The sequence below is a fragment of the Stenotrophomonas sp. NPDC078853 genome (genome assembly GCF_044901215.1).
In the GTDB taxonomy this organism is placed as follows: Bacteria; Pseudomonadota; Gammaproteobacteria; order Xanthomonadales; family Xanthomonadaceae; genus Stenotrophomonas; species Stenotrophomonas lacuserhaii.
Map to the genome: position 1 here is coordinate 104,612 of NZ_JBJDOQ010000006.1, position 12,580 is coordinate 117,191.

General features: G+C 67.6%; 8 protein-coding genes and 2 tRNA genes. 8 read left to right on the forward strand and 2 right to left on the reverse strand.

What is annotated here, in order from left to right; translation table 11 throughout:
* Positions 1 to 104: 104 nt before the first annotated feature.
* Together cydC and cydD are read right to left on the reverse strand one after the other, a co-directional pair.
* Positions 105 to 1,790 carry a thiol reductant ABC exporter subunit CydC gene (gene cydC, locus ACI2JH_RS08600; protein WP_319276494.1) on the reverse strand — a complete coding sequence of 562 codons (1,686 nt, stop codon included), beginning with the start codon at positions 1,788 to 1,790 and terminating at the stop codon, positions 105 to 107.
* Positions 1,787 to 3,625: a thiol reductant ABC exporter subunit CydD gene (gene cydD, locus ACI2JH_RS08605; RefSeq protein WP_404735943.1), complete on the reverse strand. Its 1,839-nt coding sequence runs from the start codon at positions 3,623 to 3,625 to the stop codon at positions 1,787 to 1,789. The genes cydC and cydD overlap by 4 nt, the downstream gene beginning before the upstream one ends.
* A gap of 131 nt (positions 3,626 to 3,756) precedes the next feature.
* Here cydD and ACI2JH_RS08610 point away from each other — a divergent pair, with 131 nt between their 5' ends.
* The 8 genes from ACI2JH_RS08610 to pgaB all read left to right on the forward strand — a co-directional run bounded on the left by ACI2JH_RS08610 (position 3,757) and on the right by pgaB (position 12,579).
* Positions 3,757 to 5,343: a cytochrome ubiquinol oxidase subunit I gene (locus ACI2JH_RS08610; RefSeq protein WP_404735944.1), complete on the forward strand. Its 1,587-nt coding sequence runs from the start codon at positions 3,757 to 3,759 to the stop codon at positions 5,341 to 5,343.
* 15 nt (positions 5,344 to 5,358) lie between these two features.
* Positions 5,359 to 6,513: a cytochrome d ubiquinol oxidase subunit II gene (gene cydB, locus ACI2JH_RS08615; RefSeq protein WP_101100705.1), complete on the forward strand. Its 1,155-nt coding sequence runs from the start codon at positions 5,359 to 5,361 to the stop codon at positions 6,511 to 6,513.
* A 46-nt stretch (positions 6,514 to 6,559) separates the two neighbouring features.
* On the forward strand, positions 6,560 to 6,676 hold the full coding sequence (cydX, locus tag ACI2JH_RS08620) for a cytochrome bd-I oxidase subunit CydX (RefSeq protein ID WP_042614095.1): 117 nt from the start codon (positions 6,560 to 6,562) through the stop codon (positions 6,674 to 6,676).
* Between the two features lie 54 nt (positions 6,677 to 6,730).
* Positions 6,731 to 6,807: transfer RNA gene (locus tag ACI2JH_RS08625), tRNA-Pro, on the forward strand.
* A gap of 84 nt (positions 6,808 to 6,891) precedes the next feature.
* Positions 6,892 to 6,968: transfer RNA gene (locus ACI2JH_RS08630), tRNA-Pro, on the forward strand.
* Between the two features lie 173 nt (positions 6,969 to 7,141).
* Positions 7,142 to 8,362 carry an MFS transporter gene (locus ACI2JH_RS08635; RefSeq protein ID WP_182657163.1) on the forward strand — a complete coding sequence of 407 codons (1,221 nt, stop codon included), beginning with the start codon at positions 7,142 to 7,144 and terminating at the stop codon, positions 8,360 to 8,362.
* Between the two features lie 277 nt (positions 8,363 to 8,639).
* Positions 8,640 to 10,676 carry a poly-beta-1,6 N-acetyl-D-glucosamine export porin PgaA gene (pgaA, locus tag ACI2JH_RS08640; protein WP_404735945.1) on the forward strand — a complete coding sequence of 679 codons (2,037 nt, stop codon included), beginning with the start codon at positions 8,640 to 8,642 and terminating at the stop codon, positions 10,674 to 10,676.
* 16 nt (positions 10,677 to 10,692) lie between these two features.
* A complete protein-coding gene (gene pgaB, locus ACI2JH_RS08645) occupies positions 10,693 to 12,579 on the forward strand; it encodes a poly-beta-1,6-N-acetyl-D-glucosamine N-deacetylase PgaB (RefSeq protein WP_404736009.1) in 1,887 nt (628 codons plus the stop codon).
* The last annotated feature ends 1 nt before the right edge of the window (position 12,580 follow it).

The window sequence follows — 12,580 nt, forward strand, 5'->3', positions numbered from 1 at the left end:
CACACGCCACGGGGTGGCGCATCTCCAGTGTGCTGAACGCCCGGACGGCTTCCATCGGACAACGCTGCAGCGCCAGCTCCGGGAATCACCTGCCAGTGTCGGACTCAGCCGGGCTCCGCCGCGTGCAGCCGGCCGCCCTGCAGGCGGTACACCTGGTCCACTACGCCGGCAGGCAGCGGATCATGGGTGATGACCAGCAGGCTGCGTCCTTCAAGCAGCGCGGGCAGGTCGGCCAACAGGGCATGCGCGGCATCCACGTCCAAGCCTTCGGTGGGTTCGTCCAGTACCAGGATCGGGGCCTCGCGCAGCAGCGCGCGCGCCAGTGCCAGGCGGCGCGCCTGCCCCGCCGACAGCGTGGCGCCGTTCTCGCCGACCCAGCCCTGCAGGCCACCGACCGCACGTGCCCAGTCGCCCAGCCGCACCCGCTCCAGCACCGCCCACAACCTGGCGTCGCCGGCGTGGGGATCGCCCAGGCGCAGGTTGTCGGACACGCTGCCGGCGAATACCGGGGCGTGCTGCGGCAGCCACGCCAGCTGCCGGTGCCAGTCATCCTGCGCGTAATGGCGGATGTCGGTCCCGCCATGCGTGATGCGTCCGCTGCTCGGGTCATGCAGGCGCAGCAGCAGACTGGACAGCGTTGTCTTGCCGCTGCCGCTGTCGCCACGGATGGCGATGCGCCGGCCCGGCTGCAGCAGCAGGTCCACGCCGTCCAGCACGCTGCGACCGCCGTCCTTCCAGGCGAACGAGACGCCTTCCCAGCACACCGCCGCCGCGGCCGTCGGCAGGGGCCGCGGCGATGCTGGCTCGTTGACCATCGGCGGCTGGTCGACGATGGCCTGCAGTCGGGACACCGACACCTGGCCGGACTGCAGTGCCTGCCAGGCCAGGCCCAGCCCGGCCCACAGCTCGATCATGGCCACGGTGAGAAACACCAGTCCGGCCGCCATGGGGGCATCGACGCGCCCTTGCTCATGCGACGAAAGCGCCAGCGCCAGCATCGCCAACAGCCCGCCACCGGTCACCACGCCGTGCAACGTGGTGCCAGCCAACAGGCGCCAGCGCCGACGACGATCACGCGCGCGCAGCTGGCGTGCGGCCACTTCCACCCGGCCCTGCCAGTGGTCCAGCGCATCCAGCGCCGCAAGGTCGGCGGCGCCTTCGATGCCTTCGAAGGAAAGATTGCGCAGCTGCGTGCGGTGCGCGGCGCGGTCCCGCTCTTCCCCTGCGCGTCCGCGCACGCCCAGCCACGGCACGCCCACGCCGACCAGCACCGCCATGGCCGCCAGCAACGCCGCTGCCTGCGGCAGGATCAGCCAGGCCGATCCGATGGCCACCAGGCTCAGGGCTGCCAGTGCGCACAGCGGCCCCAGCGCGCGCACGAACAGACCGTCCACCTCGGCGATATCGCCCAGCAACCGCGCCAGCAGTTCGCCCGTACGCGTGCTGCCCAGCCGCGCCGGTGCCAGGGGCAAGGCGCGGCGGAAGAACCACACCCGTGCATCGCGTGCGATACGCAACGTCACATCGTGGCCGACCAGCTTTTCAAAATAGCGCGACACGATGCGCGCCATGGTCAGGCCACGGATGCCGGCAGACGGTGAGAAGAAATTGAAACCGCTACCCAGTCCCGCCGCGCCCGCCAGCGCGGCCGCTGTCAGGAAGCCGCCGGAGAGCCCGAGCAGGGCCGTTCCAGCGAGCATCGTGGTCCATAACAGCAGTACCGTCAGCAGCAGGCGCGGCAGGTGCCGGGCGAACACCGCGCGCAGCGGATCGCGTTGTGCGGCGCTCATGCGCGCACCTGCCGCGGGTCGTGGTGCAGGTGGCCGTCGGGCAACCGCAACGTGCTGTCTGCCCAGGCGATGGCCGCAGGGCTGTGGGTGGCGATGATCACGCTGCGACCGCGCGCATGGATCGCCAACGCATGCAGCAGGGCCGCTTCGGTATGCGGATCCAGGAACGCGGTGGGTTCATCCAGCAGCATGATGCCGGGATTGCGCAGCAGCAGCCGGGCCAGCCCGATGCGCCGCGCCTCACCGCCGGACAAGCCGAATCCGCGCTCGCCGATCACCGTATCCAGTCCGTCGGGCAGGTGGTCGGCGAAGGCAAGCACCTGCGCGGCCTCGGCCGCGTGGCGCAGGGTGGCCAGGCTGGCGGTGGGATCGGCAAGGCGCAGGTTGTCGGCGATGCTGCCGTGGAACAGGTAGGGACGTTGGCCGGCGTAGCCGACCTCCACTCCGGGGCGCAGCATGAGACTGCCCTCGCGCGGCGGCAGCCAGCCGGCCAAGGCTTCCAGCAAGGTGCTTTTGCCGCTGCCGCTGGGGCCCACCACCGCCAGCCGCTGGTTGGATTCAAGCTGGAAACTGATGTCCTTCAGCACATCGTGACCGGCACCCAAGGGGCGCAGTACCAACCCGCGCGCCTGCAGCAGCGGAGCATGCGGTTGCAGCGGCTCGGCAGCCGCGCTGGCCAGTGGCCGCGCCGTAGCCAGCGCCGCAGCCGGCCCCGGCAGCGCGCCGAGCAGACGCTCGATCTCGGCGGCGGCGGCAAGGGCATTGGCACGATCATGGTAGTGCGCGGCCAGGCGGCGCAGCGGCGCATAGAACTCCGGTGCCAGCAGCAGGCAGAACAGGCCGGCCCCCAGCGTGGGCACCTGCGCGTGCAGGGACATCATGCCCAGGTAACTCAGCCCCAGGTACAGCGCCACCATCGCCACGCTGACCGATGCGAAGAACTCCAGCACGGTGGAGGACAGGAACGCGATCCGCAGCACTTTCATGGTGCGCTCGCGCACACCCTCGGCCGCGTCGGCCACGCCCTCCAGTTCGGCCTCGCCGCGGCCGTACAGGCGCAGCAGGCCCAGGCCTTTGATGCGGTCGGCGAAGTGCCCGCTCATCCGCGCCAGTTCACCCAGTTGTGCGCGCCCGGCCGCCTCGGCACCCCAGCCCACCAGCATCATGAAGAACGGCACCAGCGGCGCGGTGGCGATGAAGATGATCGCCACCACCCAGTCCACCCAGGCCACCGCCAGAGCGATGATCAGCGGCACCACCACCACCTCGATGCGCACCGGCTGGAAGCCGCTGTAATAGTTTTCAATGGCATCGGCATGGGCCAGCATCACTTCGCCCAACTCGCCGCTGCGCTGTTGCCGCAGCCACAACGGCCCCTTGCCCAGCACGCAGGCGTAGGCGCGCTCGCGCAGCGCCAGTCGCGCTGCATCGGCCACGTCGCCGGCGCAGGCCTGGGTCACGCTGCCCAGCAGGGTGCGCAGCAACAGCACCACAGCGAGGCCAGCCAGCACCCACAGGCCATCGGCCAGCGGCGCACCCGCGAACAGCACGTGCTGGACCAGCCAGGCAATGGCGCCGGCCTGGGCCACCAGCAGCACCCCGGACACACTGATCGCGATGGCGGCCAGCCGGCGACGGCCGCTTGCCGCCGCTCCCAGCGTATCCAGCCAGTGCTGGCGGAGTCTGCGCTGCTGCGCCTCATGGCGCTGGGCTTGCCTCAGCTGGGTTTCGGTGTCCTGGCTCACGGTGGCTCGGCGGCAACGGTCTGGGGGCATTGTAGGCGCAGGTCCCGGCGCCCCTGCGGCGTACGGTCGCACGGACACTGCCGTTGGCATACGATCAGGGCGGGGATCCTTTTCTACATTGATCTGAATCAAGGCTGTTCGAAGTAGTCGGTCACATCATCGCACCACGTAGACCACCCTTCCCGCACCCCCACGGCACTATCCCACGAGGTAGCCAGGCCATGATTGATTCGACAGTCGTAGAACTGTCGCGGCTGCAGTTCGCCCTGACCGCGATGTACCACTTCCTCTTCGTCCCCCTCACCCTTGGCCTGTCTTTCATGGTGGCCATCATGGAGAGCGTGTACGTCATGACCCGCAAGCCGGTCTGGCGCCAGATGACCCTGTTCTGGGGCACGCTGTTCGGCATCAACTTCGCCATCGGCGTGGCCACCGGGCTGGTGATGGAGTTCCAGTTCGGCATGAACTGGTCGTACTACAGCCACTACGTCGGCGACATCTTCGGGGCGCCGCTGGCGATCGAAGGCCTGATGGCGTTCTTCCTGGAAGCCACCCTGATCGGCCTGTTCTTCTTCGGCTGGAAACGGCTGACCCCGGTCAAGCACCTCGCCGTGACCTGGTTCATGGCGCTGGGCACCAACCTGTCGGCGGTGTGGATCCTGATCGCCAACGGCTGGATGCAGAACCCCACCGGGGCGATATTCAATCCGGAAACGATGCGCATGGAGGTGGTGGATTTCGCCGCGGTGCTGCTGAACCCGGTGGCGCAGGCAAAGTTCGTGCACACCGTCAGCGCCGGCTACGTGACCGGTGCGATCTTCGTGATGTCCATCAGCGCGCTCTACCTGCTGCGCAACAAGCACCGTGACATGGCACGCCGCTCCTTCGCCGTGGCCGCAGCCTTCGGCCTGCTGTCTTCGCTGTCGGTGGTGGTGCTGGGTGACGAGAGCGGGTATGCCGCCAGCGAACACCAGAAGATGAAGCTGGCGGCGATCGAAGCGATGTGGGAGACCGAGCGTGCGCCAGCGGACTTCACTGCCTTCGGCATTCCCAACCAGACCACCCAGCAGAACGATTTCGCGATCAAGATTCCCTACCTGATGGGCCTGATCGCCACCCGTTCGGTGGATCAGCCGATCCCCGGCATCCTGGAACTGGTGGAACGGGCCGAGCATCGCATCCGCGGCGGCCAGATCGCTTACGGTGCGCTGCAGCGGGTGCGTGCGGACAAGAACGATGTGCAGGCGCGCGAGATGTTCGACCGCCACTGGCAGGATCTCGGCCACGGCCTGCTGCTGAAGCGCTATCGCGAAGACATCGGCAACGCCACGCCGGAAGAGATCAGCAAGGCGGCGATGGATACGGTACCGCGCGTTGCCCCGCTGTTCTGGACCTTCCGCATCATGGCCGGGCTGGGCTTCTACCTGATCGCCTTCTTCGCGCTGGCGTTCTACTACTCCTGCCGCAACAACTTCCAGGACAAGCGCTGGTTCCTGACGCTGGCCCTGTGGTCGCTGCCGGCGCCGTGGATCGCCATTGAGTGCGGCTGGTTCGTCGCCGAATACGGTCGCCAGCCGTGGGCCGTCGATGGCGTGCTGCCCACTTTCTACGCCGCCTCCGGCCTGGCCCTGCATGAAATCCTCACCACCCTGGCGGTGTTCACGCTGCTGTACACGGTGCTGCTGGTGATCGAGGTCAAGCTGATGCTGAAGGCGATCCGCACCGGTCCCGACGAGATCCTGCCGTCCCTGCAGGCGCCGCGCGCGTCCGTTTCCCACAATGCCGCCCCGGCCCCAGGCCAGGCATAAGGCAGGAGAACCCCGATGGAATTCCTTGGACTCGATTACACCACCCTGCGCATCATCTGGTGGTTGCTGCTGGGCATCCTGCTGACCGGTTGGGCCGTGATGGACGGCTTCGATCTCGGCGTCGGCACGCTGCTGCCGTTCGTGGCGAAGACCGATGAAGAACGCCGACTGGTGATCAACACCATCGGCCCGGTGTGGGAAGGCAACCAGGTATGGCTGGTGCTCGGCGGCGGGGCGATCTTCGCCGCTTGGCCGCCGCTGTACGCGGTCAGCTTCTCCGGCTTCTACCTGGCCATCTTCGCCCTGCTGTTCGGGCTGATCCTGCGCCCGGTGGGCTTCAAGTACCGCAGCAAGATGCCGGGCAAGCGCTGGCGCGACAACTGGGACCGGGTGTTGTTCGTCGGCGGCCTGCTGCCCGGCCTGATCGCCGGCGTGGCGGTGGGCAACGTGCTGCTGGGCGTGCCGTTCCACTTCGATGACAGCATGCGGATCTTCTACACCGGCTCGTTCTTCGGCCTGCTCACCCCGTTCGCATTGATCGCCGGACTGGTCAGCGTCTCGATGCTGGTGTCACACGGGGCAGCCATGCTGGTGCTGAAGACCGACGGCCCGGTGGCCGAACGCTCGGCCCGCTATGGCAGCGTGGCGGCGCTGCTCAGCTTCGTGCTGTTCGCCCTGGCCGGCGCCTGGGTGGCCTTCGGCCTGCCCGGCTATGAAATCACCTCGCAGGTGGTGACCGATGGGCCGACCAATCCCTTGCTGAAAACCGCCGCTGAAGGGGCCGCGGCCGGCGGCTGGCTGCGCAACTACAGCAGCATGCCGGCCACCCTGCTGGCACCGATCGTCGGACTGCTCGGTGCGCTGGCCAGCGCGGTGCTGCTGCGTGCCCGGCGTGGCGGCCTGGCGTTCCTGGCCTCGGGCGCGTCGATCACCGGCATCATCCTGACCGTCGGCTTTGCGATCTTCCCGTTCCTGCTGCCCTCCTCCAGCCAGCCCGGTTCCAGCCTGACCGTGTGGGATGCGTCCTCCAGCCACCTGACGCTGTTCATCATGCTGGTGGCTACGGTGATCTTCCTGCCGATCGTGCTGGCCTACACCACCTGGGTCTACCGGGTGATGAAGGGCAAGACCACCGCCGAAGACATGTCAGACAACCCCAACGCGTATTGATTCCCACGTGCCGGCCAACGGCCGGCACCTCTTGAAGGAGCACACCATGTGGTATTTCGCCTGGATCCTCGGCACCGGCCTGGCCTCGGTCGTGGCCATCCTCAACGGCATGTGGTTCGAAGCCCGCGAGTCGGGCAGCATCGACGGCCGCGACGGTAAATGATGTAACAAAAGTGTTGCCGCCTCGGCCTTCACACGGTATCTTAGGCGGCTCCTTCGGGGTGTAGCTCAGTCTGGTAGAGCGCTACGTTCGGGACGTAGAGGTCGCAGGTTCGAATCCTGTCTCCCCGACCACTCCGGTGGTCGGAACGACCGAAGGAAAAATGCGATTCCCCTTGCCGCCCAGTGCGGGAATCGATATGATAGGCGGCTACCCTTCGGGGTGTAGCTCAGTCTGGTAGAGCGCTACGTTCGGGACGTAGAGGTCGCAGGTTCGAATCCTGTCTCCCCGACCACTTTGTTGGTCACGAAGAAACCTGGAAGACGACGGTCTCCCGGGTTTTTTTGTGCCTGTCGTTTTGCCTGGCAACGTACAATGGGCCCCTCCCCCACCCTGCCGCACCGGCGTCCGCCCGGTGCCGCCGTTGCATCCGGAGGCCGCCGCGCGCGCCACCGGCAAGGATCCACCATGAGCCCCACCGCCTCCCCTTCGTCGCCTGCGCCTTCGCTGCTGCACGGGCGCGCCCTGGTCTTCGCTGCCATCGTGCTGGCCGCGGTCAACCTGCGTACCGCGGTCACCTCGGTCACCCCCCTGCTGGACGTGCTGGGCCAGACGTTCGGCTTCGGCACCACCATGACCGGTGTGCTCGGCATGCTGCCGACTGCCTCGTTCGCCTTGTTCGGCGTGTGCACGCCGATGCTCGCGCGCCGCCTCGGGCTGGAGCGCACCACGCTGCTGGCGATGTCGCTGGCGCTGGTCGGCCTGCTGTTGCGCTCCAGCGCGGTCGGCATGGGCAGCCTGCTGGGCGGCTCGATCATCGCCCTGGCCGGCATGGGCATCGGCAACGTGGTGGTGCCCCCGCTGGTGAAGCGTTATTTCGCCAACAAGGTGGGCACGATGAGCACGCTGTACATCAGCGCGCTGCAGCTGGGCACCATGCTGCCGGCGTTGCTGGCGGTGCCGGTGGCCAACGCGGCCGGCTGGCGCGTGTCGCTGGGCATGTGGGCGCTGCTGGCACTGGCCGCCACCCTGCCATGGCTGATGCTGGTGCGCCGCACCCCGCGCCATGATGTGATCACCGACGGCCCGGATCCGAGTGCGCAGCCGCACGGGCGGGTCTCGGCGACCTCGCTGGGCTGGGGCATGACGCTGATGTTCGGCATGACCTCGCTGATGACCTATTCCATGTTCACCTGGTTGCCGCGCATCGTGGTCGAAGCCGGCGCCTCGCCGGCCTTCGGCGGGGTGATGGTGGCGATGTTCTCCGCGCTGGGCCTGTTGCCCTCGCTGGTGATTCCTTCATTGGCGGTGCGCATGGCCAACCCGTTCCCGCTGGTGTTGATCGGCTTTGGTTCCTTCGTGGTGGCCTTCGCCGGGCTGCTGCTGGCACCGATGAAAGCCCCGCTGCTGTGGGCCTGCCTGCTGGGACTCGGTCCGTCGACCTTCCCGCTGGCGCTCACGCTGATCAACCTGCGCACGCGCACCCCGACCGGGTCGGCCGCCCTGTCCGGCTTCATGCAGGGCGTGGGCTACAGCTTCAGCTGCCTGGGTCCGTTCCTGGTGGGCTGGCTGCACGACGTGAGCGGCAGCTGGACGTTGCCGTTCGGCTTCCTGTTCTGCTGCGCGCTGGTGATGCTGTGCGCGTCGTGGTTCGCCTGCAAGCCGCGCAAACTCGAAGACCTGTGGTGAATACATCGCTGCGTGAGCAGGCCACCGACGTGACCCCGTCGTGATCGGTCGCAACTGACGCAGCGCGTCAGTTGCTGACCCTGCATCTGTCGCAGGGCGTCTTCCTGCGGTGGCAGCCGCAGCATGCATGTCTGTTGCCGGACGGGCATCCCGTCGCCTTCTGCGCTGCGCAAGGAGGCACGGATGCGCTTCGGGGTCCCGCATTGCCGGCGCTTGGCACGTGATGTGCGTCACACTTTCCAATTCTTCATCGCACGAACCAGCTTCTGGGGGTTTCATGTCTGTCCATCGTCCGCTGGCGCGTTGCGTCGGCTTGGCCTGCCTCGTCCTGGCGACAGGCGCGCACGCCGCCCCTGCCCCGTCCAACCGCGCCGGGCAGATGGCTGAAATCAGCCGCCATCGCGACCAGGCCCAGTGGCTGGACGCGCTGGCGGCGATCGAGCGCGCGCAGCAGTCCAGCCCCGGTGATGACCTGCTGTACAAGCTGCAGGTGCTGACCCTGGGCGACATCGGCAACGCCAGTCGGGCCTGGCAGCTGTACCAGGCGCGCCCGGAGCTGTTCGATGCGGCTCAGAAGGAACGCTTCGAAGCGGACTACCTGGCCCGCCTGGTCGGCTGGAGCATGGCCTACGGCGAAAGCGAAGACACCCGCCTGGAGGAAGCCGAAGACACCCTGGCGCTGATGGAAAAGTACCTGCAGCGCGACGGCACCCCGCTGGCGCAGGCCCCCCGGCGCATCCGCCTGGACCGCCTGATCCTGCTCAACCGCCTGTCCCGCCACGCCCAGTTGCGCGAGGAATATCTCGCCCTGCGCGCCGATGGCGTGGAGCTGCCCGACTACGTGCTGCCGGCGGTGGGCGATTCACTGATGGCTACCCAGCATCCGGACGAGGCGATCCCGGTGCTGTCGCAGGCGGTGAAGAATGACCCCTCGCGCTTCCAGGCACGCTCGGAACTGGCCTATGCGTACCTGGAAACCGAGCAGGCCGGCACCGCCATCGACTATCTGGTGAGCTGGCAGAAAGACGAGCCGATCTGGCGCTGGGGCCCGAATGCGCGTGCCCCCTATGCGAACTGGGCCCGCTATGAGGCCGACCTCAACCTGGCGATGATCCGCGCCTACAGCAACGACCTTCCGTCCGCCCAGGGCGAGCTGGAGCAGATGGTCGCCACCGGGCCGGGCAACGGGGGCCTGCAGACTGCGCTGGGCGGCGTCTACCAGATGCGCGGCTGGCCGCGGCGTGCGCTGGAACGCCATCAGATGGCCTATACGCTGGATCCGCGCGATGTCTCCCCGCGCATCGGCATGTTCGAGTCGCACATCGCGCTGCAGCGCGACGACCTTGCCCGCCCGATACATGACGACCTGCTGGCCCGCTATCCGAACCAGCCTTCGGTGCAGCGCATGGACCGTGCCTGGCGCGCACACCGCGGCTGGCAGCTGGACGCCAATGCAGAAGTCGGCCGCAGCAGTGGCGGCGGCGGCGCTTCGCCGCTGGGCAACGACGATGGCAGTTACCGCGTGAGCGCGTCCTCGCCGATCCTGGCCGATCGCTGGCGGGTGCTGGCCTTCGCCGACCGCCGTTCGGTGGACTTCCAGAACCAGCGCATCAACCCGTGGTGGTTCGGTGCCGGGGTGAACTACCGCTTCGACCAGCTGGACGGCGAACTGGTGGCCCTGCATCCGAATGACGACGTCGGCGATACCGGCCTGCGCGCGGGGCTCGGCTGGCAGTTCAACGACCAGTGGCATCTCGGTGCAAGCGCCGCACGCAACGATGCCGATGCCTCGATGCAGGCCCGCGTGTCCGGCATCACCGCCGACAGCGTAGCGCTGGCCAGCACCTATACCCGCAACGAGCGCACGCAGTGGCGGATCGGCGCCAGCCAGTACCGCTATGACGATGGCAACCACCGCGACACCATCAGCACCTCGGTGGAACAGCGCCTGCTGAGCCGCCCGACCCTGCAGGTGGATGGGCTGGGCAGCCTGTATGCCAGCCGTGGCAGCCGCGATGAGGTGCCCTACTTCAATCCCTCCCGCGACCGCTCCGTGGAGATCGGCCTGCGCATCGACCAGCAGTTGTGGCGGCATTACGAGAAGCATTTCCGCCACCGCCTGACCGTGTCGGTAGGCGACTACTGGCAGGAAAGCTTCGGCAGCGCACTGGTGCCCTCGGTTGAGTATCGCCATGAGTGGCAGATCGGCGCGGGGCGGATTTTCGAGTACGGGGTGCGCTGGTCGCGTCCGGTGTATGACGGTCAACGCGAGCGGCATGTCGGCCTGGAAGCCGGCCTGCGCTGGGGAGAATGAGATGCGGGTGAACAACATGCGACTGCCGATGATGATGGTCCTGCTGGTGCTGCTGGCGCTGTGCGCGCCGCTGCAGGCGCAGACCCGCCCGGAACTGGATGCGGCCGGCAACGGCCTGCTGGTGCTGAGCTACCACGACATCCGTGATGACGTGGCGGCCAAGGGCGATCCGGATGCCTATGCGGTGAGCACGCAGAACTTCGCTGCACATCTGGACTGGCTGTCCGCGCACGGCTACCACCCGATCTCGCTGAGCCAGCTGGTCAAGGCATCGCGTGGCGAAGCGGTGCTGCCGTCCAAGCCGGTGCTGCTGACCTTCGATGACGGCCTGCGCAGCGTCTACAGCAAGGTCTACCCGCTGCTGCGCGCGTACGACTATCCCGCCCTGGTGGCGGTGATCACCGACTACGTGGACATGGCGCCGGATCGCACCATCGATTACGGCTACCGGCCGTTCGGTCGCGATGATTTCCTGACCTGGGAGCAACTGCGCGAGATGAAGGACAGCGGCTTGATCGAGCTGGCCAGCCATACCGACAACCAGCACCACGGCGTGCAGTCCAACCCGCAGGGCAATTCCACCCCCGCGGTGATCACCCGTGCCTTTGATCCGGCCACCGGCCGCTACGAGACCGCGGCGGCCTACGAAAAGCGCCTGCGCGATGACCTTTCGCGCAGTGCCGGACTGATTGAAAAGAACCTCGGCGTGCGTCCGCAGGCGATCGTCTGGCCGTACGCGGCCTACAACCAGCTCAGCAACGAGATCGCCGAGCAGCTCGGCATGCCGGTGTCCTTCGACCTGGAAGGCCGCAGCACGCCGGTCACGCGCGACCTTCACGGCCTGGCGCGCCTGCTGGTGACCGGCAATCCAAACGTCACCGGGCTGGCCTTCGAACTGCGCCGCAACACCACCCTGGACGGCACCCGCGCCCTGCAGATCGACATGGACGCGGTGTATGACAAGGACCCGGCGCAGCTGGCGCGCAACCTGGACACGCTGATCGACCGGGTCAAGAAGATCGGCCCGACCCACGTCTACCTGCAGGCCTTCGCCGACCCGGACGGCAACAACACCGCCGATGCGCTGTATTTCCCCAATCGCCACCTGCCGATGCGCGCGGACCTGTTCAACCGCGTGGCATGGCAGTTGAAGACCCGTGCAGGCGTCAAGGTATACGCGTGGCTGCCGGTGCTGGGCTATGAACTGCCCGATCCGGCGCAGAAGCAGGCGCTGGGCATCGCCAGTCCGGAAAAAGACGGCATGTACCGGATGGACTTCACCAAGCCGGCCGCGCGCCAGATCATCCTGGACATCTACGAAGACCTGGCCATCAACTCCTACTTCGAAGGGCTGCTGTTCCACGACGATGCCTACGTACGCGATACCGAACTCACCGGCCTGGCGCAGGAAGGCCTGGACGGCAACCGCACCCAGGCGCTGATCGACTTCACCCTGGCCCTGCGTGACCGTGCGCAGCGCTGGCGGCCGAAGCTGGGCACCGTGCGCAACCTGTATGCGCAGCCGGTGCTGGAGCCGCAGAGCGCGGCATGGTTCGCCCAGCGCCTGGACCTGTTCAACGCCGCCTACGACCATACCGCCCTGATGGCGATGCCCTGGATGGAAGGCAGCCGCCAACCCGAGCGCTGGCTGGACCGGCTGGTGGCTGCGGTGCGTGAACACGATCCGGAGCTGAAGCACACCCTGTTCGAGCTGCAGACCGTTGACTGGCGTACCCGGACCGCGATCCCCGGCGAGCGCCTGCGTGCGCAGGTACGTCGCCTGCAGGCACAGGGCGTGCGTCACCTGGCCTGGTACCCGGATGACTTCATCGCCGACAAGCCGTCCACCGCCGATGCACGCGCGGCGATGTCGGCGCGCAACTTCCCCTATCCGGAGCGGTGAC